This is a genomic window from Bacillus cereus group sp. MS39 (assembly GCF_040448665.1).
Lineage (GTDB): Bacteria > Bacillota > Bacilli > Bacillales > Bacillaceae_G > Bacillus_A > Bacillus_A wiedmannii.
The window spans coordinates 2530164-2552106 of sequence record NZ_CP123058.1; the positions used below are offsets into that span (position 1 = coordinate 2530164).

Genomic DNA, 21943 nt, shown 5'->3' on the forward strand with positions numbered 1-21943 from the left:
AAATTAAGATGAGGGAAAGTAGAGGGTATAAAAATGCGTACAATTTTAGTTTTTCTAAATAACATGTCCATCAATAAAATAGAGAACATTAGACAAAAACATGATTCTTTATTTGGATTAATTCCACCACATATAACAATCGTATTTCCATTTAAGAGTAATATTTCAAATGATGAATTAAAATCTCATATTTTTAATGTATCAAAAGGGGTAGGCAAAATTGAAATTGAGTTTGCAAATCGTATCACTAATGTAGGAAACTATTTGTTTTTAGAAGTTGAGGGAGGGAAAGAACAAATAGAAGAACTACATGATATGCTCTATACAGGACCTTTAATACAATTTTTGAAAGAAGATATTCCGTACATACCGCATGTAACAGTCGGGAGAAAAGAAAGTGTTGAGTTAGCTGCTGAAGTAGCTAAGGATATTCATAGTTTCCCTGAAAAGTTGCAATGTGTAATTGATAGAATTAGTGTAGAGCGAATTGGGAAGAACGGAGAATCAATTATTGAATTTGAAGTGCCGTTGAAAAAAGGCTGACAAAAGTCAGCCTTTTTTATTTGTAACATGGAGTAAAGCACCAATCGCACCGCTATTGCCACCATCTTGTAAAAGAATAGGTGTTTTATTTTGATATTTTGTGTAGCTACTAATAATATTTTGAAGGTGCACGTTATTACATAGAGTCGAACCAATATAAATAATATGGTTAATGTTTTTTGTTTCGGCGAATTGAAGGCTTAATGCAGTAACGACTTCACCGACAAGTCCTTGTACAGTAGCAAGTATATCTGAGTTATTATAATTTGATGCTGTAATAGCGGCTTTACCAAAATTGCTTGCAGTTAAGCTATTATCAATAGGTGAGAGAATTCCACCATAAATATCTCCAACCGTAATATCTAGTTCTTTTCTAGAACCTATTTTTGTTAAAGGGATCACATCTTCAAAATGATCTATACTTGTTAACAATTTTGAAAGTCCCATAATAGTACCACCGCCAACACCAGTTCCACCAGCTCGAATATATTTGTCATTATAAACGTAATGAATAGAAGTACCTGTACCGATATTTGTTAAAATAAAGTTGTTTATATCATATTTCTCTTCTTTTAAAATGTATCGGACACCTATAAGAGTAGCTTCAAATTCGTTTAGTTCTACTATTTTATATGAGTCTGAAAGTAGTTGCTGTAATTGTTTTGCTTTACCACCTGTAATACATATTTGTTTTTTACCAGTGTTTTTCTTAAGCCAATTTATTATTTTATCTTGTTCATTTGAATAAAATTTTTCAAAAGCTAATTGCTTTTTTTCGTTCAAGTAAGCAATTTTCGTTAATGTTCCTCCAGCATCAATACCGATAGTACTTTCCATCTTCCTGCTCCTAACCAAGTAATTTGTTTACTCTGTTCATGTTGGTGAGACGAATTTGTAGGAGATAGATACCCGGGTGAATTACATCGTCTCTATTCTGCTTGATATATTAATAGCTTTTCTATCGTTACAATCGGCTGGTTATTAACAGTTGCGGTGCCTTTACCGAGAACAAAACCTCGGCGATTGCGAGTTAGCTCATAATGTAAATCAAGTTTATCACCGGGATGTGCTTTTCCGTGGAATTCAACCCCATCTAATGAGGAGAGGAAGCCTAATCCTTGAGAGTCACTTGTATGTACAAATGCACTAAGTTGAGCAAGTGCTTCTACGATTAACATATGAGGCATATGTTTTTGACTATCATTTAAAAACCACTCATTATTTGTAATGAGTTTATATCCCGTAACGGATTCACCATGTTTTACATTTGTCACTTTATCAATCATTAAAAATGGATAACGATGGGGAAGAGTGTCTTTAATATGCATATGAAAATACCTCCAATGAATAATACCCCTGCTACAGTTAAGCAGGGGAGTTATCATTAATTTTTAACTAATTCATTTGCTTTTTCAAGAGAAAAAATACCGCTATTTCTAATGTTTTCCACAACTTGTTGTAACACCTCTTTATCTTGAACTAGTGCAATACGTACAAAGCCTTCCCCGTGAGGTCCAAATGCATGACCTGGTGTAACAACGACATTCGCATGATCCATTAATGCATAAGCGAAGTCTAGAGAAGTCCAGCCTTGTGGAATTTCAGCCCAAACGAACATACTACCAGCTGGCTTATCGACGTTCCAACCAAATGTTCGGAAACCGTCGACTAAAGTATCTCTACGCTCTTGATAAATACCGCGATTTTTCTCACAAAAAGCAGCCCCATTTCTCAGTGCAGCACATGCTGCTTTTTGAATGGGTAAAAACACTCCGTAATCTGTATTTGATTTAAACTGAGTAAGCGCACGAACTATTTCTTCGTTTCCGATCATATATCCAATGCGGCTACCCGCTAAACTATAACTTTTTGACAAAGAGTTGATTTCTACGCCAACTTCTTTAGCACCAGGTACAGAGAGGAAGCTAATTGGTTTATTACCATCAAAATAAAATTCAGCATAAGCGAAATCATGAACAACGATAATATTGTGTTTTTTCGCGAATGAGATTACCTCTTTAAAGAAATCTTCATGAGCCATTGCCGGAACGGGATTCCCTGGGAAGTTCAAAATCATCATCTTCGCTTTATCGGCAATTTCTTCAGGGATGGCTTCTAAGTTAGGTAAGAAATCATTTTCTTTCCTTAAAGGCATGTAGTGGGATGTTGCACCAGCCATTTGAATTCCTGTTTCATAAGCTGTATATCCTGGATCAGGAACTAATATAATATCTCCCGGATTCGCATAAACCATAGGTAAATGAACGAGTCCATCTTGTGAACCCATTAATAATAAAACTTCTTTATCAGCATTTAATTTAACATTATGAGTGTTATTATAATATTCAGTTACAGCTTCGTGAAATTCTTGAATACCACTTAATGTGTATCCATAGCTTTCTTTTTCACTTGCTGTATGTACCATTTCTTCTCTTACGAAGTCAGCAGGCGGCATATCAGGATTCCCGATACTTAAATCAATCATTTTGTGACCTGCTGCAATTTTTTCTTTTTTATAGGCCCCTAATTCACTAAATATAGAAGATTGGAATGCTTTCATTCTAGTTGCTAACGTGTAAGTCATCAAAACCCCTCCTAAAAACAGTGTTTTCTTTCCGCGTTTTTAATTATTCTGAAAACACATGGTTCCATTTTATCATTTTTTTATGAAAATTAAAACGATTGACAAATTTAGAGGGAGGATTAGTCTATTTTGAAAGGGGCGGTGTAAATAAGGTAGATCGGTTAACTGAACTGTCTATTATGTTTAGGAAGTTTTGTAGTTTTTGTGAAGTATATCCCGCATATTTTGGATAAAAAAGAACACGAAAACGAGGCCTAATATACCACTAAGCCAATAGTATGAATCTCCTGTCGTGAATTTTTTATAAAATGAAAATGTATTCCATAGGATTAGGATAATGGAACAGATTGTTGACACAATTAATGAACTTAAACTTCTCAAAAAAAGCACCTCACAGTAAAAATATTGTTATTGTATAATATTACATTTAAATTAAAAGATTTAAAAGAGGGAAACCTTTTGAGAAAGCTTTGTGAAATAAAATAACGCAGAAAATATTTTCTGCGTTTCATATGAGGTGTAATCATTTCTTTTTATATGTACATAATCTTTCCACTGCATAAAAGTATACATTTAATGTACCATCGACAACTTTTATAGTTTGATCTGATGTAAATGAGTTACCATAATCAATGTGATATACATTAGAATCTTTTATAAATGAACCTTTGTATAAATCTTCTTTTTTCTTCGTTGTTTGCATTTCCACTAAGTTTTGAACAATTTTTTCTTTCTTTTCTTCTTTTACAACTGTTTCAAATTTATAAGATGCAGGGCAAAGACCGTTTTTGTCGTCAATGATCTCCCAAGAACCGTATATATCATTATTGCTACATCCACTAAGTAGAACGATGAATATTGGAATAATTAATAGAACCTTTTTCATTTTGTACTCCTTTCTTTTCTTTATCAATAAACGTGCGAATACGATACGAACATTGTAATAAATAAAGTTTAAATTTTTATAAAGAATTATTTAATTTCATATAAAAATTTAGGGGGAATTGAAAAAGCATGAATCTAGTGTAAAGTCAGATTCATGCCTAGTGTACTATCTTATGTTTTGTTTTTTGTGGATAAATGAAGCGGAAAGAAGAATGACAATGCCATTTAAAATATATACATTTACAATAGAAAAGGTTAGGTTGACTGCTCCAAAACTAGCTTTATTGAATATAGAAGTTAAAGCTGAAGTAGTCAAAAAGATAATGGGAGTTAACAGTAAAAATATGAAACCTGCCACAATTCTTCTTTTAAAGTTATGTTGAGAAAGGGAAATAGCTAAAAAGTTTATGATGCTAAACAGAGCTAATACAAAAATAAAGATAATAAATAACTGCATACCATCAGACAATTTCGCACCTCCTGTATATATCATGTTAGTATACTGTATTCGAAAGTGAAAGAGGGTACTCCTTTAAATAATTACAATAAGCGTAATAAATAAGGTTTTATATAACAAAGACACATGGATTAATCTAATATGATTCATGCGTCTTTGTTTATGTTATAAATTCGCAGATTGCGAAGGTTGTTTTTCATATTGTTTCTGTTTAGATAATGAAATGAAAATAATTAATAATGAAATGACGCCGAAAATTAAGACCATGTACTGCAATCCAATCGTATCTAAGAAGAAGCCTGTGCCGAGTAAGACAATTTGGAACATCACTCTCTCAAACATATTACGGAATGAGAAGAGACGGCCGTGATAGCTTTTTTCCACTTTTGTTTGGAAGATTGTCGACATAATAGGGAAGAAGCAGCCGACACTAAAGCCAAACAAGCCAAATGATGTAAGAGACATCCATTTTATATCACTAAAGAACAATGATAGATGTGCAAAAGCAGTACAAACTGCGAAGAAATATAGTAACTTTTCAGGTTTGAAATGATCAGATAGACGTTTAATAACGAAGGCACCTAACATAAATGCGACGCCTTCAATTGTATATATAAATCCTTTAATTGTCGGATCATGTTGCATTTCACTAATGTTAATTACCATTAAATTAAATCCAGCTATAAATAATAGAGGGATAATACTTAATATAAGTGCTGTAAAAGCAATTGGAATTCCTTTTAAAATACGAAATACTTCCATAAAACTATTATCTTTTGCAGCTTGTTTACTTGGTGTTGTTGATTTTTTATCTTCAAATTGTAGGAAGAATGTTGAGAGGAATAATAAAGCGTATGCTGCCATTGAGAAGGCATACATATACTGTAAACTCATTACAACTAAAAGAATTCCACCTAGTGAAGTACCTGCAATACGAGCGATTGTACCTACATTCATATGTACACCGTTCATCTGTAATAATTCATGCTCACGTACGATAAGTGGAATTACAGATTGTAATGCAGGAAAATAAAATGCTGCTGAAATTTGAAGAGCAACCATAAATGCAATCATAAAGGCGATACTTTCAAATTGGATAGCGAAAAACATGAAAATAACACTAATAACACGACCGAATCCGGCATAAAGAAGAACTTTTTTCTTTTCATACTGATCAATAATGCGACCAGCCATAGGACCAACTAGAACACCTGCTAATAGTCCGATAAATAATATAACTGATTTCATGAAATCAGAAGGGACATATTTTTGCATAAATTCAAGGTTACCAAGAATACCAAGCCATAACCCTAAACCAGCAATAAACTCCCCAATTAATACAATCCAAACATTTTTATTACGCCACATAATATAAAACCTCTCCGTCTTTTAAAATGAAAAACTCGTATATAAAACCTCCTTATTTTATGTATAATTTATAACGAATTTTTTAGAGTCAGAGTCTATATTACGTGTTTCATGAATGGATTTCAATCTTTTTGATTTGTTAAAAAATTGATTTATTAGTTGGTGAAATAAGCAATAAAAATGTGAAAAATTAATGATGAAGTGTCTATTGAAAGTAAGGATACATATAAAAAAGCAAGAACGTACATAGTACGTCTCGCTTTTCTCAAGTACAAAATTAAATATTAGATTGGCTTAGCAGCATTTACGTTCTTGTCCAATAGCTAATGCGCTAAAAGATAGAGGACCAATAACTTCTGCACTTGCACCACTAGTTAGGTTTTCTACAGTTAATGAATATTGGTGTGTTCCACTGCCAACGTTTTGATCTATAGCTTGAAATGTTTGAGCATAGAATTGTTCAGAATCTGTAGATTCAATACCTACTTGTGTATTAAAAATTTCAATGTTATCACGGAAAATTCGGAATAAAATTTGTGAAATCTCAGTTATACCTTTTACGCCAACTGTAGCGATTAATTCTACTCGATTATTACGTGAATCTCTACTTGAAATTCTCAATTTCAAATTTGCTAGAATTGCTTTATTTGGAGAAGCTGGGATTGCAAAAGTTGTTTCACCAGTTTTACTTATAGGTTGAGTAGCTTGGTAATCAATGATATGAGTCATATTCGTCACCTCCTCATATACTAAAATATGAAAGTAGCAATGAAATAGCTTGGACAAATAATAGAATGTATTAAGAGAATGGAGCACAATTGTTGAAAAGAGGGAAATCGAATAAAGGCATCAAGAATATACCACAATTAGGTGATATTTTTCTTGATGCTTTTTGTAATTAAGCAGAATATTCTTCTTTACGCACTTCGAAAAATTCATTACGACGTAAGTAATTATAAACTTTCTCGGAAACCTCTTCTTCTTCAGACATTAAGAAACGATGATCAAAAGCATAGAATGATTGACCTTTAATTAATTTTACGTAGTATATTTTACACGCCTCCTCTAGCATAATTGGAACTTACCTAAACTTATGATGGCCTATATGCTTGTTAATCATACTTGGAGTTTCAAAGGATAGAAGCTAAACAAATTGAAAAAGCTTACAAAACTGTAATGCTGTTGTCACGTTTTCTGATAGTAAAAAATAACTAATTTCATCTATACTACAAATAAGTTACATAAAATAAGGGGGTAAAAAAGATGGATGAAGTGATTGGAGAAGTAGTAGCAGGTATTTGTGAATTTGTAGTTGAAGTAACGGCTGATGCTATTGGAAATTTAGTTTCTAGAAATAATGAGGAAAAAGAAAAGATATAAAAATATAAAGGCTGATTTCTAAAGGGAAATCAGCCTTTATATTTTTACATTATATTAATATTATTTAAATATTTGTTTGTTAGGATGGAGATGAAACCAATATAGGAGGTGATTAAAATAAATATGCCGAGTTTGGGATTAGATTTATCTAATTCCCGTTTAATTATGGCGAATGTAGACGAAAGGGAATATCATTTTATTATACGTGAACATCCAATTTTAGGGAAAATTATATCGCTACTTGAAAATGGAAAAGAATACGGCTTAATGGATAAACAAATCGCTAATAAAGATAAATTTATAAAATCGGAGCTTATTAAATTAGATTATTTTAACCTAGATGTTCTACAGCATACACCTGGATGGATATGGATCGGCATGGATCAATTTGGTTTACATGCTCGTGAGGCTACTTATAACGAAGTAGACGTTATTATGAAGTTGAAAGAGGATTTATATTATATAGATGTATATGAAAAAGTAAAAATGTAATAAATATTTAGTCGGGTTAGGGGACAAGTTCCCGTAGCCTTTTTTGTTTAGTATATTGATGATAGGACAGCATGGTAAGAAGTGAGCCGAAAAGAGGATTTGAAAATACATAAAGAGAACTTTAATTATTATATGAATCCTATATGTAAATAACAATAGAAAGAAGATGATAAAATGAGTAAAGAAGAGCTTGTAAAACAACAGTTTGGTAATAATGCGGAAAAATATGTGAAAAGTAAAATTCATGCTAATGGACCAGACTTACAATATGTGGTTCAACAAGTTGAGTCTCGTCATAATAAGCGTCTTCTTGATATTGCTACTGGCGGTGGACATGTTGCGAATGTATTAGCTCCATTGTTTAAAGAAGTAGTTGCCTTAGACTTAACAGAAAAAATGCTAGAGAATGCGAAAAACTTTATTATAAGTAATGGATATGAAAATGTATCTTTTGTCGCTGGAAACGCTGAAAGTTTACCGTTTGCCGATAGTTCTTTTGATACGATTACGTGCCGAATTGCAGCACATCATTTTACGAATCCAGCTCAGTTTATATGTGAAGTAAATCGTACGTTAGAACATAATGGATTGTTTATTTTAATAGATAATGTTTCACCGGAAAATAATGAATACGATACATTTTATAATTTTATAGAAAAAAAGCGAGATCCGAGTCATGAACGAGCGTTGAAAAAAACAGAATGGATTACTTTGTTAGAAAAAAACGGTTTACAAATGCAGTCATGTCTTACTTTTGACAAGAAATTTGAATTTGACTGGTGGTGCGATATGATGAATGTACCTTTGCAGAAACGCGTGAAGTTAACAGAATGTATGATGAAAACATCAGTTGAAATGCAAGAGTTCTTTAACATTCAATATGAAAATAATAAAATTATATCGTTTTATACTGAAATGGCATTGTTTGTATGCAAAAAAAGCGCGACATTAAAAAGATAAATTTCTTGCAGTCTTTTCAAAGTACGTTATACTTAGTACAGAGAAAATGAGAATTGAGGAAAAGTAATAATGATTCGCGTACGTATTGAAGGAACTGAAGAAGAAATGCTTGAATTTATGGAGAAAATGCCGGATATTCCTGGATTTGAAAAAACACATTTGAGAGAACCGAGAAAAGGAAATAATCCAAAATACGATTCAAGTAAAAATGTACTAGCATATTTATCTTATAAAAAGATCGAAGTCGCCAATAAATAGGCGGCTTTTTTAGTTTGCACCGTTTCACAGCCTTGTCTTTTTCACATAATAATAATAGTAGATTATGTTGAAGAGGGGTGAGGATAGTTAATAAGAAAATCATCTTTTTTGGAGACTTTGGTATTGACGATGCTGTGGCGTTAATTTATGCAAATAAAACATGTAAATTAGATATTTTAGGTATTGTTGCTGAATATGGAAATGTATCGCGAGAAATTGTAACGGAAAATGTGTATTTTTTAGAAAGATACTATGCTACAGAAGTAAAGATCATTGAAGGTGCAGCAAGACCAATGACAGCTGAAGAGCCATTATTCTTCCCAGAAATTCATGGGGATCATGGTTTAGGGCCAATTATTCCACCTGATATGAGGATTTGTAAACGGGAAAATTTTTGTGAATTAATTAAATTAATTGAACCTTGTCCAGAAGATATTGTTATCGTAGCGACAGGACGATTAACAACATTGGCAACGTTATTTTTATTATATCCAAATGTAATGGATAAGGTATGTTCGTATTATATTATGGGCGGTGCTTTTTTATTTCCTGGTAACGTTACTCCTGTATCAGAAGCGAATTTTTATGGAGATCCAATCGCCGCAAATATTGTAATGAAGTACGCAAAGAATGCGACTATTTATCCTTTAAATGTCACGCAAGAAGCACGAATTACTCCTGAAATGTTGGATATTATTAATAAAGAAGGAACAGGGCAGGCAAAGCTTATTAAACCAATGATAGATTTTTATTATGAGAACTTTTATAAAAAAGAATACCCGGGTATTACTGGAAGTCCGATTCACGATTTGCTTCCGTTTATTTCATTTATAAATGATGATATTTTTGAATATAAAAAATCTGCAGTTTGGATTAGTACGACAAATGACGTAACAAGAGGACAAAGTGTAGCAGATTTTAGAAAAATAGCTGAGCCGACAACGTTTGATAATAGGCCTATTCAAAAAATTGCGGTTGGTTTTAACTATCCGGCTTTTAAAGAAGAATTTATGCGAACGATATTAAAGCCCGATTGTCCTTAATTTGTGTAATACGAAAGGCATCAACCAGAAGACGAAAAAACTGGTCGTTCATTATTTTGAAATAATCTAATAGTTGATCTGTATGAATAACTAATGAAAAATGTAACATAACTAATGGTAAGCAATTGTTTCTAATTATATTTTGATTGGTGAAATATAAAGGAGGTTATCATATGATTTGGTCTTTAATCGTAGGTGGTATATTAGGATGGTTTGCAAGTTTAATTACTGGGAAGGACGTACCTGGTGGTGTAATTGGTAATATTATTGCTGGTATTATCGGTTCTTGGATTGGTTCGAAATTACTTGGTAGTTTTGGTCCAGTCATTGGCGGATATGCAATTATTCCAGCTTTAATCGGTGCGATCGTTTTAATTTTCATCGTAAGCTTCTTATTACGAGCAATGCGAAAATGAATGTACGGACTGTTTACATTTGTAAGCAGTCCTTTTTATATGTTATGCTAGCATTATACAATCAGGAGGTGTCAGCATTGAAAACATTTACAGTAAATTTCCATCAAGAAGATAATGCTAAAGCGACAACAGTACATAAATTAAGTGAAGAGGACTTCAACAAAGCAACAGAAAAAGGCACTCGTCATCTATTTGATTTAGATACAAACGTTGGATTCTTCGTATTCTTTGACGCAGAAGATGCAGAAGGTAATGATCAATACTTAATGTTACAATACGAAGGCGATCATGAAGAGCCAACTGCGTGCTACGGATTTGATTTAAAACTATACTATCAATTTTTAGCACTATACTTAAATGATCTTGAGTTCCAAGGTGAAACAGATGAAGAAGAGGAAGAGTATGGCCCAATTCATCATTTAGCTCACTTACTTTATCATATTGTTGAAGATGGTAAGTCAATCGAAGTGTAAAAATACATATGTAAAGCTGTCCTTTTTGGGCAGCTTTTTTTATTATTATGATGAATGTTATGATTTGCATAATGGTAAATGGATTTCTGATGGTGATAAATGGTTTGATTAAACAGAAAAAGCAACAAAGAAGACTCATCTTTCTTTGTTGCTTTTTCTACGTTTCAGGAAGGATTGCAGTGTAAATGACGAGAAGGGATATATAAGGAGATGGAAAAAATGATAAATAATACAATTCCAAGTTTTTTAAAATTATGGGAAAGTAACGATGTAGAATTAGCAGTCCTCAACCAATACTTTACTTCGCATCCAGAGATATTTGAAGAATACTTTAAGTATCATTGTCCACATACGAGAGAACGAGTTTCTAATGCCATTAAACGATATCCCGCAAAAATAGAAGAAATTCGTATCATTGCAGAAACATTACCGACTATTATTCAAGAGATAACGAATGAATATCATTATAAATATAACTTTGATGTAAATATGAATTTCCATCTATTTGTTGGAGGGTTTGGCTCTAATGCATTTGTAGAAAGGGAAATTATTGGGGACATATTTTTTGCGGCAGAAAAATTATCTCCAGATGTAAATCACCTTCGTGTTATTGTCGCTCACGAAATAGGACATATATATCATAATGTTATGTTACACAATGATGGAATGGATTGGACAAAAGCTGAGTGGACTGACGCGGCAGTTACTTTGTATCGTGAAGGTGTTGCAACATATTTATCAAAGCAAATTATAAAAGGCGTAAATGAATCAGTGTACTACTCATATAACAATGATGGTGAATGTTGGTTACAATGCTATATAGAAAATGAAAAACAAATAAAGAATCGTTTTTTGGAAGATTATATAGAAGGATGGACGCTCGAAAAAGAGAAAGAGTGGTTCCGGTTATCGGGAGGACAGTATTTTGGATACAACCGACTCGGTTATTTTTTAGGAACAGCTTTTGTAGAATATGTTGTACAAGCATTGGGAGAGAGTGAAGTATTTATTTTTTGGAACAAACACAATTTGAAAAGTGGTGTCATGGATTGGTTATCAAAAGGAATAAGATTATAATAGGGGGCTGAAATGTATGAAAGTGTATGTAAAGATAGCTATGTTATTTCTCGCTTTTACATGCATATTTGCATTAGTAGCATGTAAAGGGACAGACGAAAAAAAGGAAACAAACCCAACCTCTGAAAATAGTAAAAACGAACAAAATAATTCTTCTGAAGAAAAGAAAGAGCCTGAAGCAAAATCAAATAATGAAGGATCAGCAAAACCAAAGACAGATTCAAGCACGAAAGATACAGTAATAAATCAAAAATCAATTAACCACATTAAAGATTTGTTTGAACTAGCGAAAGAAGGAAAAGTACCTAATGTTCCGTTCGCAGCTCATACAGGAGATATTGAAGAAATAGAAAAAGCGTGGGGGAAAGCAGATAAAACGGAACAAGCAGGTAACGGAATGTACGCTACTTTTACAAATGAAAATGTTTCCTTCGGTTTTAATAAAGGATCACAAGTTTTTGATGTACGCTCCTATCATGCAGAGCTAAAATCAATTACATTACAAGAAATAGAGAAAGCATTAGGAAAACCAGCTTCAGTTAAAGTGAATGGGGAAGATAAAATATACGCATATAAAGTAAACAATCAGTTTGAGTTAAAATTCATTATTCCAAAATCGACTGGTAAGGTAAATCATATTTCGGTATTTTCGCCAGAGGATAGTATAAATAAAATGGCAGGGTAATAAAGAAGGCTATCACCAAAGGTCATCAAGACTTTTGTGATAGCCTTCTTTTTACTGTTAAAAGGATGAGCAAAGCAGCCTATAAAACATGAGGAGTATGCTCTGAAATGTCTTTTTTTATTTTATTACGCTCTAAATTTTGAACAAAAAGAGCCTGAATAATGCCCCCAATTATTAAGAAACAAGCACAAATATAAAATAGCATACTGCCGTTTAGTTTGCTTAATAAAACCGCACCAATAACAGGACCGCACGTTCGAGATATATCCCAATGTAAGCCGTAAATTGAAAAATACAATCCGCGTTTATCTGAAGGAGCGATTTCTGAAACGAATCGAAGTAAATGGTTTAAAGCAATACTTCCACCGATGACTAAAAAGAGTAATGTGAAAAATAGTGACGCGATTGTTGCTGAAAGCCCGTAGCCAAGTGCAGCTACTGTATAGCAGGCATAAGAAATAATGATGATTTTCGCCATGGAAAATCGTTCAGACCATTTCACGAGGAAAACTTGCAGAAAGATTTCCATAATAGCTTTGCATGTTGAAATAAAAACGAGTATGAGTTCGAAATCCGTAAAAGTATGTTTCACGAAAATAAGATAATTCGTCTCAGTTTGTGCATAAAAAAAGCTAATAGGAAGTGTAGAAACCATAAGTCCAAATACGGCGTAATGTTTGTGTACAAATTGTTTTGGAGATGATACTTCAAGCTTTTGCGTTGGTGTCGTCATTGCCGGAGCGGTTTCTGGAAGCTGCGTCCAAACAACGACTGCATATACTATAAGTACAATGCTTTGCACTGTAAATACATATTCAGGGTGAGTCTTATAAAAAATAGTACCGATTAAAGGGCCGATTAGGGTACCTATTGCTCCCATCGTTTGCAGAAGCGAGAAGATTTCTGCTTGCTGATTTTGTTTTGTTAAATCAGCTATTTGTGCACGTTGAGCAGGAATATATAAGGAACGGCCAACCCCATTTATGACATATAACAAAGCAAATATAAAAACGGATTGAGCAAAGATGAAGCTGCCGATTGCAACACTTTGTAGCAATAAGCCGAGTAACATAATTTTCTTTCGCCCATATTTATCAGTCATTCTTCCAGCAATAAGTGTAAATATAATGTCCGAAAGCGGTTGTAATCCGAAAATAAGCATAGTCATCATAATATTGCCGTTTAGCATCTTATTAACATAAATAATCATAATGATAGCTAACATTGATTCTGTTGTTCGAGTTAATAATTCACCGCACAGTCTAATGATGATTGGTTTATTGTAACGTAAAAAGAGATGATTCAATATTATTTCCCCCTTTCTATATTGAAATGATAAGATGAAAGGAGAATTGGAAAAAGGGTAAAAAGAATAGGGAATATTTTTCACCTTTTAGGGGGAATATGATGTTTATTTTAGATCAATACATTGAACTATGGGTTGCCTATGGGAAAGGGAAAAAAGAAGGAGAGCAATTAGAAGTAACAGTACAAATGATAGCAGAAATATTATTTTGTACGGAGCGTAATAGTAAATTAATTATAAAAAAATTAGAAGAGTTACATTGGATCACTTGGTTTCCAGGGCGCGGAAGAGGGAATCGTTCTAAATTAATATTTCAAAAGCAACCGATGACATTGATTTTAGACAGAGGAAAAGAACTAACGAAAAAAGGGGATGTGAAAAGTGGAATCTCATTTGTGGAACGATACAGCTCACAATTTCCATCAGTAAAGAAAGAGTATGAAGCTTGGGTAGATTCAATATTTGGTCATAAAATAGAAAGGACACCTGAAGGAAGAAAAGATGTACTTCGGTTGCAAGTACAAATGAATCTAGACATCGCTTTAGATCCGGTCTACGCTACGATGCGCTCAGAATGTCATATGGTTAAACATATTTTTGATACACTCGTATATGTGAATGAGGAAACAAATTGTATTGAGCCAAGACTTGCTTTTCACTGGCAATATAATGACGCTGAAAAGGTTTGGACATTTTATTTAAGAAAAGGCGTTCATCTTCATAATAGAAAACGACTTACCGCACATGATGTTATACATTCATTGAATCGATTTATGAAAGCGGAAAACAACCCACACGCATGGATGTTACAACATGTTGAAAATGTCCGTGCAGTGGATGAATTTGTTGTTGAAATTCAATTACATACGGAAAATAGGATGTTTTTACATATGCTAAGTGCAGAACAGTGTTCTATCGTAAATGAAGATGAAGCGGGAAACCTCATTGGAACAGGCCCTTTTAAATTACGCGAAAAGAATGCACATTTATTTGTTTTAGGAGTACATGATCTATATTATCGTGAAAGACCTTTTCTTGACCGAATTGAACTAATGAATGTAGAGCAAAATGTAAATACGTATGACGTGTTAGTAAAGGCGCAATATAAAGATAAAGAAAAGCCTAATAAAGAGTTGTCTCGGCTTGAATCGAACGTGACATATGTAACGTGCAATCTTGTAAAAGAAGGACCAATGCAAGATGAGCTGTTTCGAAAGGCACTACATAAAATCATTCATGGCGATAGAATTGTTCAAGAACTCGGCGGAGAACGTGGAGAAGTGGCAAAGAAACTAATATTAGCAAATGAAAGAAAAGTAGAGATTAAGGAAGAGATAGAATGCTTAGTGAAAAGGAGTATGTATCATCATGAAGTGCTACAACTCTACACATTTACAGGACAAGATCACGTAGAAGATGCACAATGGATTCAGAAAGAGTGTGCGAAGTACGGGATTCGTGTAGAAAATAATTTTCTTGAAGTTGAAGAGTTATTGGAAATCAGTACGATACAAAAGGCTGATATGATGCATGATAGTGCAACGATTAGCGAAAGAATAGAAGATAGTCTGCTATATATGTTTCTTACAAAAAATAGTTTTATTCATGGGCAAAGTAGCATGGACTTTCATAAAACATTGATCCCGTATTTTAAACAAGAACAATTAGAGCAAAGAGTTACATTGTTACGCAATATTGAAGACACTTTGTTACGTCAAATTCATATTATTCCTTTATACCGTAACAAACAACAAGTAACTTCTCACGAAAAAGTACAAAATATAATGATTAATTCACAAGGGTGGATTGATTTTTATGAGATATGGTTTACATGTTGATATATAAGGGTTTTTACGTATTTTATAGGATGCGTGAGAACCCTATTTTTGTGTGTGAAACAGGTTTGTTTTACACATTGTTACGCTACTTCTGGTAAAAGGGTATTTACAGCGTAACAGTGTTATGTTACATTGTTATCAGGAAGGAGTGTTATACAGTTGAGTACAGATTTAATTTCAAAAAAAGATTTATTAGAACTAACTGGTATTTCATACGGACAGTTATATAGGTGGAAAAGAAAAAATTTAATACCGGAAGATTGGTTTGTACGAAAGTCAACATTCACGGGTCAAGAGACATTTTTTCCGAAAGAAAAGATATTAGAGCGTATTGATAAAATCCAAACGATGAAAGAGGATCTATCACTTGATGAACTAGCGAATATGTTTTCACCGAGTGTGAGAGAAATTCTTTTAACAAAGGAAGACATTTTACGTAAGGGGATTGCATCAGAAACAGTTCTACAATTCTTCATAGAACAAACGAATAAAACAACAGAGTTTCAATTTGTAGATATTCTTTATGTGTACATGTTAGAAGAATTACTACAATCGGGAGAGATTAGTTTAGAAGAAGGAAAAATGGTCTTGCAAGTTTTACGTGAAAATTATGAAGCAATTAAACATAAAACTTGTGACTTAATCATTGTCCGAAAGTTAGGGATTTCTACATGTTTCTTAGTTTCAAACGTGGACGATTTAATTTTTGAAAAAGGCACCAAAATCGTTTTAAGCGAAGCGATTATGAAATATACCGAAGCATTAAAAACGAAACTGTTGTAGTGGAGGAGAAAGTATGCGTACAGATAATTTGATTATAAATGGTTACGGTTCATCGAATGGCGGCGAGTTTCATAAAGTGCAATTAAACGGAAAAGGAACTGTGCATGGAAATGTTGAATGTGAGCAATTTGAATGTAACGGTTACGGTGCAGTTACAGGCGATTTGAAAAGTAGTAGTGCACGAATTAGCGGATCAGGTAAAGTCGATGGCACAGTTCATGCTGAAACGATGCGAATTGATGGAAAAGCAACAATTACGCAAAATGTAAAGGCAAACAGTTTGAAAATTGCAGGAAAAGGTACGATAGGTGGAAATGTCACTGGTGAAGAATTTAAAGTCAATGGTCAAGCGACGATTGACGGTAATTGTGAAGTAGATACTTTTTCTTCAGAAGGACAATTTATAATTGGTGGATTATTAAGCGCAGATGAAATAAATATTAATATTCACGGTACATGTAGAGCGAAAGAAATTGGTGGTCAAACGATTAAAGTAAGACATAGATCAGGTACATTTAGTAGGCTATTTAAAACAGTATTTGGCTTGCAGTTAGAAGCAGAGCTGCTCGAAGGTGACAATATCGATATTGATTATGCTCACATAAGAACGGTAAGAGGAAATAATGTTACAGTAGGACCGAACTGTGAGATTGAACTGATTGAATATACCGGTGTGCTTACCGTTGATAAAAGCGCAAATGTAAAAGAAATTAAGCAGGTTTAATGGGAGGAGTAAGTAATATGGAACATCTACATAGTCTCACAGTAAATGGTTCCGGTAATTCAGCAGGCGGAGATTATAATAAAGTGAAGATTCGCGGTGAAGGAACAATTACGAATGATATGAGTTGTAATGAATTTAAAACATATGGCACGAGTGATGTACGCGGTGATATGAAAGTGAAAAATTATGTTGTGTATGGAGATAGCGAAGTACAAGGAAATGTAGATGCGGAATATGTAAAAGTATATGGTAATACACAAATTTATGGTGATGCACATATTGAAAAAACAAAAGTTAGAGGTATGATAGATATTGCAGGGAAGTTTTCAGGTGATTTTGTCGATGTAAAAGGTGCCTTAAATGTGAAGGGAGATATTGAAGTAGAACATTTATCATTAACTGGTGGTCTTGAAAGTGATGGATTACTAAATGCTGAAAATATTCAAATCTCACTTCGCTATGAAGGAAGTAAGGTAAGAGAAATTGGTGGTAAAAAAATTACGATTCGTAAAAAAGCGAGATTTCTTCCTTTTATTAGTCATGTTGGAAACCTCCAAACTTCAATTGTTGAAGGAGATGATATATATTTAGAACATACGATTGCTGAAGTAGTGAGAGGAAACAATGTTACAATTGGCCCTGGTTGTGAAATTAGTGTTGTAGAATATCATACTAGTTTTAATCAAAAGGGTAATGCAGTCGTAAAAGAACATAAACAAATATAAGTATTACGAGGGAGAGCACGGTTATGGTTGAGAAGAATAATAAGCTTGGATTTGTTGTGGCGGGCTTATTGCTAGGTATTTTAATGGCATCAATGGATAATACCATTGTCGTAACAGCGATGGGAACGATTGTTGGTGACTTAGGAGGCCTTGAAAACTTTGTATGGGTCGTTTCTGCCTATATGGTCGCAGAAATGGCAGGTATGCCGATATTTGGAAAACTATCAGATATGTATGGTAGAAAGAGATTCTTTATTTTCGGTTTAATCGTCTTTATGATTGGTTCGGCACTTTGTGGTACTGCTGAAAATATTACACAGTTAGGTATTTACCGTGCCATTCAAGGTATTGGGGGCGGGGCATTAGTGCCGATCGCGTTTACTATCGTTTTTGATATTTTCCCTCCTGAAAAGCGTGGGAAAATGGGTGGACTATTCGGAGCAGTATTTGGTTTATCAAGTATTTTCGGGCCATTACTTGGCGCATATATTACGGATTATATTAGCTGGCACTGGGTATTTTACATTAACTTACCGCTTGGCGTTTTAGCACTTATTTTTATTACATTCTTTTATAAAGAATCACGAGTTCATAGAAAGCAAAAAATTGATTGGTTTGGCGCAATTACTTTAGTTGGTGCAGTAGTTTCGCTAATGTTTGCTTTAGAACTAGGTGGACAAAAGTATGATTGGGATTCTAACTTTATTTTAAGTTTATTTGGCGGATTCGCTATTTTAATTATTGCATTTATTTTTATTGAACGTAAAGTAGAAGAACCAATCATTTCATTTGAAATGTTTAAACAACGTTTATTCGGAATGAGTACCATTATTGCATTATGTTACGGTGCTGCGTTCATGTCAGCAACTGTATACATACCGTTATTCATTCAAGGTGTATACGGTGGTAGCGCAACAAACTCAGGATTATTACTTTTACCGATGATGTTAGGATCAGTCGTAACAGCGCAGTTAGGTGGATTTTTAACGACGAAGCTTAGCTACCGAAACATTATGATTATTTCTGCGGTTATTATGCTAATTGGACTATTTTTATTAAGCACATTAACGCCAGAAACAAGTCGTATATTATTAACGATTTATATGATTATTATTGGATTTGGAGTAGGTTTCTCATTCTCTGTACTAAGTATGGCGGCTATTCACAACTTCGGTATGGAACAGCGAGGGTCTGCGACTTCAACGAGTAATTTCATCCGTTCATTAGGTATGACGCTTGGTATTACAATCTTTGGAATGATCCAAAGAACAGGTTTCCAAGATCAATTAGAAGAAGCATTTAAAGGTATGAGCGGGGGAATGAATACAAACGCTTTAGGAGATTCAAGAGCTATTCTATCAGAATCGGCAAGATTTCAAATCCCGCCGCAAATATTAGATAAAATTATTGACGCTCTTTCTAGTTCAATTGTTCAAACATTTATGTGGGCATTGGTACCAGCTGGTTTAGCATTCATATTTATTTTCTTTATGGGAAATGAGCGCATGGTAATTAAGAAACAACAAACGAATAAAAAGAGTGAAGCATCAAAAGCCTAATGAAAAAGCTCCTTTCCAATTGGAAAGGAGCTTTTTCGTATGTACGGATTTAGATTAGCCTTCGATAATTTCGTATTCTTCGTCTGCTAATAATAAGATTTGTGTTTTCTTACCTTTGTTTTGAACTTCGATAACATCGTATGCACCTAAGTCTCTTAGTTTGTTTTGAGAAGCGTTAACCATAACTTCCATAGAATCAATTAAGATATCTTCTTCAATGTATGATTCAGGCAATGCCATATCTTCTGTTTCTAATACACATGCATATAGATTTTGTAAGTTTTCAGCAGTTGGGTTTTGTTCCTCGACATCAATGATGTTCTTTACTGCATCCATATTTTCTTCTTTTGCTTGGTATACTTTAATTTTAGCCATTGTTTTATTCTCCTTTATAACGTAATCGTAGAGGCTACACCTTATTATAACGTTTTTTTCATGAAAGATGAAATTGTTATATGTATTTATAGGGAAATTTATGTGTTATTACTAATTATTAGCGTAAATTCATTATTAATTTGATGAGTAAGTAACTATATTCTTACGTTAAAGTTATATTGTCCAAGCTTTTCTCATATTCCGCTCATATTATATGTATTAGATAAAAACATATAGAGAAGGGATGGAGTGTAAGTGGATTGTGAGTCGAAACGTGATTGTGAATGTTGCCAAAATAGTATATGTGAATTTTTACAAAGTCTTGAACCTTATACTAAAGTTGAGAGTATCGTAATAGCAGGAAATGAAATTGTTGTATCTTATTTTCTTTCATTTAATAAGACGAAAGGTATCGTATCATTTGTACAAGAAGACAATGAGGTTATTTTTGTAGATTGTTCAAAGATTGATGCAATTCGAATAGGGAAAGTTTGTAGTTGTAAAACGAAAGTTAAATTTATTGAAGAGGATTTTAGTCTACTTGGAAATGTTTGTCCGAAATGTTTAACCGAGGGAAGTACACTCTTTTTTGACTTTCACAATCCAGAATTGAATTTATCACTGCAAGCAAAAACAATTGATGCACCTAGTTGTACTGAATTTATAGATGAACTTGGGAATGTCGTAAAGCAAATTACTATAATAGGTGAAGCGATTGTTTCTAAAGATTTTGTTCAAGTGCCTGAACGATTAAATTTCCGATTAGTTTTATCTGATACGGCGGCGAATCCTTTAAAGTTTGGAATACTGTTCATTAATTTCCCGGATCTTACGTTTATTATTCTTTTCGCATCGAGTGGGTATCTCAACATTTCGAACTGTTTGAGAATAGAGAGTGGAACTGGTAATGCTGAAATAGAAGAAATGAAAAAGATGATAAAGAATGATAATAATACGTACAAGTCAATTATTAAGCTGACTAAAATATATAAAAATGGAGCTACAGAATCCTTTACTTCTAAGAAGGAGATATAACGTATTTATAATTGATTAATCCTCTTACAAGATAGTGAGGGTTTTTATATATAAGAATTGAATTGTATTAACGAAAAAATTGCTTTGTTAATATGAATGTTAGTAAAGCAACTAAGAAAAGGGCTATTGAAGTAGCCCTTTTTTAACTATGTAAATAGTTGTTAGTAACTTTTAGTAAGATTAATTCATGATTGTGTTACTTACTAAATTCTTTTTGAGCTCCCATGTAGCTTCCGATAATATTTTGATAACTTGGAAGATGCTTAGCAAGTAATGATCCAAAGCCTTCAACATCATTTCGCCAGTCACGCTGTAATTCAGCTGCAACGCTAAACCAGTTCATTAGTTGAACGCCCCCATGGGCCATACGCATAAGAGCGGCATCAGCAACTTGCTTATTAAAAGTGCCCGATGCATCAGTTGCAACAAACACTTCATATCCTGCGTTTACAGCGGATAGCGCTGGGAATGCAACACAAACATCAGTAACGACGCCTGCGATAATTAGCTGTTTTTTACCTGTTGCTTCGATAGCTTTTACAAATTCATCATTGTCCCATGCGTTTATTTGTCCAGGACGCGCTATTTTAGGCGCATTTGGAAAAAGTTCAATTAATTCTTGCATGAGTGGACCATTAGGGCCATCTTCGAAGCTAGTTGTTAAAATAACCGGTAGATCAAAAAACTTAGCGGTATTTGCAAGAGCTAAAACATTGTTTTTGAACTCATCAGTGCCATAGTCGCGCACTAGGCTAGAAATTAGACCAGTTTGATGATCCACAAGAAGAACAGCGGCATCACTTTTTGAAAGACGAGAATAGAAATCAGACATTTTATAATCCCCCTTAAAAAGTTTATTTACAAATTAATCTTACAGTTATTTAGATGGGTTTGGTATACTTGAAAAAGTTTTTCAATAAATTGGATTTATTTAGATATAAAGATGTGTATTTTGAAACTGCAAAAGTGAATTTTAC

27 protein-coding genes are annotated in these 21943 nt (G+C 33.5%); 15 read left to right on the forward strand and 12 right to left on the reverse strand.

Annotation, left to right across the window (positions count from 1 at the left end):
- Positions 1-33 precede the first annotated feature (33 nt).
- Positions 34-543, forward strand: a complete 510-nt coding sequence (locus tag QEP67_RS13355; RefSeq protein ID WP_001259230.1) for a 2'-5' RNA ligase family protein — start codon at positions 34-36, stop codon at positions 541-543.
- Positions 544-549: 6 nt separating this feature from the next.
- On the opposite strand, the gene coaW is transcribed toward QEP67_RS13355, so the two are convergent.
- From coaW to QEP67_RS13400, 9 genes are all read right to left on the reverse strand, one after another.
- Complete coding sequence (coaW, locus tag QEP67_RS13360) at positions 550-1380, reverse strand: type II pantothenate kinase (RefSeq protein WP_000446250.1); 831 nt, start codon at positions 1378-1380, stop codon at positions 550-552.
- A gap of 92 nt (positions 1381-1472) precedes the next feature.
- On the reverse strand, positions 1473-1871 hold the full coding sequence (locus tag QEP67_RS13365) for a 3-hydroxyacyl-ACP dehydratase FabZ family protein (RefSeq protein WP_000547647.1): 399 nt from the start codon (positions 1869-1871) through the stop codon (positions 1473-1475).
- Positions 1872-1927: 56 nt separating this feature from the next.
- On the reverse strand, positions 1928-3127 hold the full coding sequence (locus QEP67_RS13370; RefSeq protein WP_000222685.1) for an LL-diaminopimelate aminotransferase: 1200 nt from the start codon (positions 3125-3127) through the stop codon (positions 1928-1930).
- A gap of 183 nt (positions 3128-3310) precedes the next feature.
- Positions 3311-3508 (reverse strand): DMT family transporter, encoded by a 198-nt coding sequence (locus QEP67_RS13375; protein ID WP_071742403.1) that lies wholly within the window; start codon positions 3506-3508, stop codon positions 3311-3313.
- 142 nt (positions 3509-3650) lie between these two features.
- Positions 3651-4013 carry a hypothetical protein gene (locus tag QEP67_RS13380; protein WP_000756858.1) on the reverse strand — a complete coding sequence of 121 codons (363 nt, stop codon included), beginning with the start codon at positions 4011-4013 and terminating at the stop codon, positions 3651-3653.
- A gap of 165 nt (positions 4014-4178) precedes the next feature.
- Entirely contained in the window at positions 4179-4481 is a 303-nt protein-coding gene (locus QEP67_RS13385) for a hypothetical protein (protein ID WP_071742405.1), read from the reverse strand.
- Between the two features lie 153 nt (positions 4482-4634).
- Positions 4635-5837: an MFS transporter gene (locus QEP67_RS13390; protein WP_000269247.1), complete on the reverse strand. Its 1203-nt coding sequence runs from the start codon at positions 5835-5837 to the stop codon at positions 4635-4637.
- Positions 5838-6131: 294 nt separating this feature from the next.
- The gene (gene exsC / locus QEP67_RS13395; protein ID WP_000148801.1) at positions 6132-6566 is read right to left on the reverse strand and encodes an exosporium protein ExsC; all 435 of its coding nucleotides are present in this window, start codon (positions 6564-6566) and stop codon (positions 6132-6134) included.
- Between the two features lie 169 nt (positions 6567-6735).
- On the reverse strand, positions 6736-6888 hold the full coding sequence (locus tag QEP67_RS13400) for a YqbF domain-containing protein (RefSeq protein ID WP_071680000.1): 153 nt from the start codon (positions 6886-6888) through the stop codon (positions 6736-6738).
- 452 nt (positions 6889-7340) lie between these two features.
- Between QEP67_RS13400 and QEP67_RS13405 the strand changes: the two genes are divergently transcribed.
- The 8 genes from QEP67_RS13405 (at position 7341) to QEP67_RS13440 (ending at position 12621) form a co-directional block, all read left to right on the forward strand.
- The gene (locus QEP67_RS13405) at positions 7341-7709 is read left to right on the forward strand and encodes a hypothetical protein (RefSeq protein ID WP_001139549.1); all 369 of its coding nucleotides are present in this window, start codon (positions 7341-7343) and stop codon (positions 7707-7709) included.
- A 174-nt stretch (positions 7710-7883) separates the two neighbouring features.
- Positions 7884-8669 carry a class I SAM-dependent methyltransferase gene (locus tag QEP67_RS13410; protein ID WP_000031342.1) on the forward strand — a complete coding sequence of 262 codons (786 nt, stop codon included), beginning with the start codon at positions 7884-7886 and terminating at the stop codon, positions 8667-8669.
- A gap of 69 nt (positions 8670-8738) precedes the next feature.
- Complete coding sequence (locus QEP67_RS13415) at positions 8739-8927, forward strand: DUF3970 family protein (RefSeq protein ID WP_000621878.1); 189 nt, start codon at positions 8739-8741, stop codon at positions 8925-8927.
- A 77-nt stretch (positions 8928-9004) separates the two neighbouring features.
- Positions 9005-9970: a nucleoside hydrolase gene (locus QEP67_RS13420; protein ID WP_001223688.1), complete on the forward strand. Its 966-nt coding sequence runs from the start codon at positions 9005-9007 to the stop codon at positions 9968-9970.
- Between the two features lie 173 nt (positions 9971-10143).
- On the forward strand, positions 10144-10386 hold the full coding sequence (locus QEP67_RS13425; RefSeq protein ID WP_000638299.1) for a GlsB/YeaQ/YmgE family stress response membrane protein: 243 nt from the start codon (positions 10144-10146) through the stop codon (positions 10384-10386).
- Positions 10387-10463: 77 nt separating this feature from the next.
- Positions 10464-10859, forward strand: coding sequence for a hypothetical protein (locus tag QEP67_RS13430; RefSeq protein ID WP_000847587.1), 396 nt, complete (start codon positions 10464-10466; stop codon positions 10857-10859).
- A gap of 219 nt (positions 10860-11078) precedes the next feature.
- Positions 11079-11936 (forward strand): hypothetical protein, encoded by an 858-nt coding sequence (locus QEP67_RS13435; RefSeq protein WP_000609527.1) that lies wholly within the window; start codon positions 11079-11081, stop codon positions 11934-11936.
- Between the two features lie 16 nt (positions 11937-11952).
- Positions 11953-12621 carry a YjgB family protein gene (locus QEP67_RS13440; protein WP_000870480.1) on the forward strand — a complete coding sequence of 223 codons (669 nt, stop codon included), beginning with the start codon at positions 11953-11955 and terminating at the stop codon, positions 12619-12621.
- Positions 12622-12700: 79 nt separating this feature from the next.
- On the opposite strand, the gene QEP67_RS13445 is transcribed toward QEP67_RS13440, so the two are convergent.
- On the reverse strand, positions 12701-13927 hold the full coding sequence (locus QEP67_RS13445) for an MFS transporter (protein WP_001015913.1): 1227 nt from the start codon (positions 13925-13927) through the stop codon (positions 12701-12703).
- Positions 13928-14028: 101 nt separating this feature from the next.
- On the opposite strand from QEP67_RS13445, the gene QEP67_RS13450 reads away from it, so the two are divergent.
- From QEP67_RS13450 to QEP67_RS13470, 5 genes are all read left to right on the forward strand, one after another.
- Entirely contained in the window at positions 14029-15765 is a 1737-nt protein-coding gene (locus QEP67_RS13450; protein ID WP_000470222.1) for an SgrR family transcriptional regulator, read from the forward strand.
- A 159-nt stretch (positions 15766-15924) separates the two neighbouring features.
- Positions 15925-16548, forward strand: coding sequence for a YhbD family protein (locus tag QEP67_RS13455; RefSeq protein ID WP_000102251.1), 624 nt, complete (start codon positions 15925-15927; stop codon positions 16546-16548).
- Between the two features lie 13 nt (positions 16549-16561).
- On the forward strand, positions 16562-17272 hold the full coding sequence (locus QEP67_RS13460; RefSeq protein WP_064470061.1) for a polymer-forming cytoskeletal protein: 711 nt from the start codon (positions 16562-16564) through the stop codon (positions 17270-17272).
- A 17-nt stretch (positions 17273-17289) separates the two neighbouring features.
- Positions 17290-17997: a hypothetical protein gene (locus QEP67_RS13465; protein WP_016087477.1), complete on the forward strand. Its 708-nt coding sequence runs from the start codon at positions 17290-17292 to the stop codon at positions 17995-17997.
- A 23-nt stretch (positions 17998-18020) separates the two neighbouring features.
- Positions 18021-19556, forward strand: coding sequence for an MDR family MFS transporter (locus tag QEP67_RS13470; protein ID WP_353706615.1), 1536 nt, complete (start codon positions 18021-18023; stop codon positions 19554-19556).
- A 54-nt stretch (positions 19557-19610) separates the two neighbouring features.
- On the opposite strand, the gene QEP67_RS13475 is transcribed toward QEP67_RS13470, so the two are convergent.
- Complete coding sequence (locus QEP67_RS13475) at positions 19611-19931, reverse strand: hypothetical protein (protein WP_001062728.1); 321 nt, start codon at positions 19929-19931, stop codon at positions 19611-19613.
- Positions 19932-20186: 255 nt separating this feature from the next.
- Between QEP67_RS13475 and QEP67_RS13480 the strand changes: the two genes are divergently transcribed.
- Entirely contained in the window at positions 20187-20966 is a 780-nt protein-coding gene (locus QEP67_RS13480) for a BC_2878 family exosporium-associated protein (protein WP_000340391.1), read from the forward strand.
- A gap of 196 nt (positions 20967-21162) precedes the next feature.
- Here the strand turns inward: QEP67_RS13480 and ycaC are convergent, their stop codons facing one another.
- Positions 21163-21798, reverse strand: coding sequence for an isochorismate family cysteine hydrolase YcaC (gene ycaC, locus QEP67_RS13485; protein WP_001279445.1), 636 nt, complete (start codon positions 21796-21798; stop codon positions 21163-21165).
- Between the last annotated feature and the right edge of the window lie 145 nt (positions 21799-21943).

Coding starts and splice junctions, on each gene's coding strand:
- ycaC (WP_001279445.1), bottom strand. CDS start 21,798: ATGTCTGATTTCTATTCTCGTCTTTCAAAAAGTGATGCCGCTGTTCTT.
- coaW (WP_000446250.1), bottom strand. CDS start 1,380: ATGGAAAGTACTATCGGTATTGATGCTGGAGGAACATTAACGAAAATT.
- exsC (WP_000148801.1), bottom strand. CDS start 6,566: ATGACTCATATCATTGATTACCAAGCTACTCAACCTATAAGTAAAACT.
- QEP67_RS13365 (WP_000547647.1), bottom strand. CDS start 1,871: ATGCATATTAAAGACACTCTTCCCCATCGTTATCCATTTTTAATGATT.
- QEP67_RS13475 (WP_001062728.1), bottom strand. CDS start 19,931: ATGGCTAAAATTAAAGTATACCAAGCAAAAGAAGAAAATATGGATGCA.
- QEP67_RS13465 (WP_016087477.1), top strand. CDS start 17,290: ATGGAACATCTACATAGTCTCACAGTAAATGGTTCCGGTAATTCAGCA.
- QEP67_RS13390 (WP_000269247.1), bottom strand. CDS start 5,837: ATGTGGCGTAATAAAAATGTTTGGATTGTATTAATTGGGGAGTTTATT.
- QEP67_RS13425 (WP_000638299.1), top strand. CDS start 10,144: ATGATTTGGTCTTTAATCGTAGGTGGTATATTAGGATGGTTTGCAAGT.
- QEP67_RS13370 (WP_000222685.1), bottom strand. CDS start 3,127: ATGACTTACACGTTAGCAACTAGAATGAAAGCATTCCAATCTTCTATA.
- QEP67_RS13405 (WP_001139549.1), top strand. CDS start 7,341: ATGCCGAGTTTGGGATTAGATTTATCTAATTCCCGTTTAATTATGGCG.
- QEP67_RS13460 (WP_064470061.1), top strand. CDS start 16,562: ATGCGTACAGATAATTTGATTATAAATGGTTACGGTTCATCGAATGGC.
- QEP67_RS13470 (WP_353706615.1), top strand. CDS start 18,021: ATGGTTGAGAAGAATAATAAGCTTGGATTTGTTGTGGCGGGCTTATTG.
- QEP67_RS13415 (WP_000621878.1), top strand. CDS start 8,739: ATGATTCGCGTACGTATTGAAGGAACTGAAGAAGAAATGCTTGAATTT.
- QEP67_RS13410 (WP_000031342.1), top strand. CDS start 7,884: ATGAGTAAAGAAGAGCTTGTAAAACAACAGTTTGGTAATAATGCGGAA.
- QEP67_RS13355 (WP_001259230.1), top strand. CDS start 34: ATGCGTACAATTTTAGTTTTTCTAAATAACATGTCCATCAATAAAATA.
- QEP67_RS13440 (WP_000870480.1), top strand. CDS start 11,953: ATGAAAGTGTATGTAAAGATAGCTATGTTATTTCTCGCTTTTACATGC.
- QEP67_RS13450 (WP_000470222.1), top strand. CDS start 14,029: ATGTTTATTTTAGATCAATACATTGAACTATGGGTTGCCTATGGGAAA.
- QEP67_RS13380 (WP_000756858.1), bottom strand. CDS start 4,013: ATGAAAAAGGTTCTATTAATTATTCCAATATTCATCGTTCTACTTAGT.
- QEP67_RS13435 (WP_000609527.1), top strand. CDS start 11,079: ATGATAAATAATACAATTCCAAGTTTTTTAAAATTATGGGAAAGTAAC.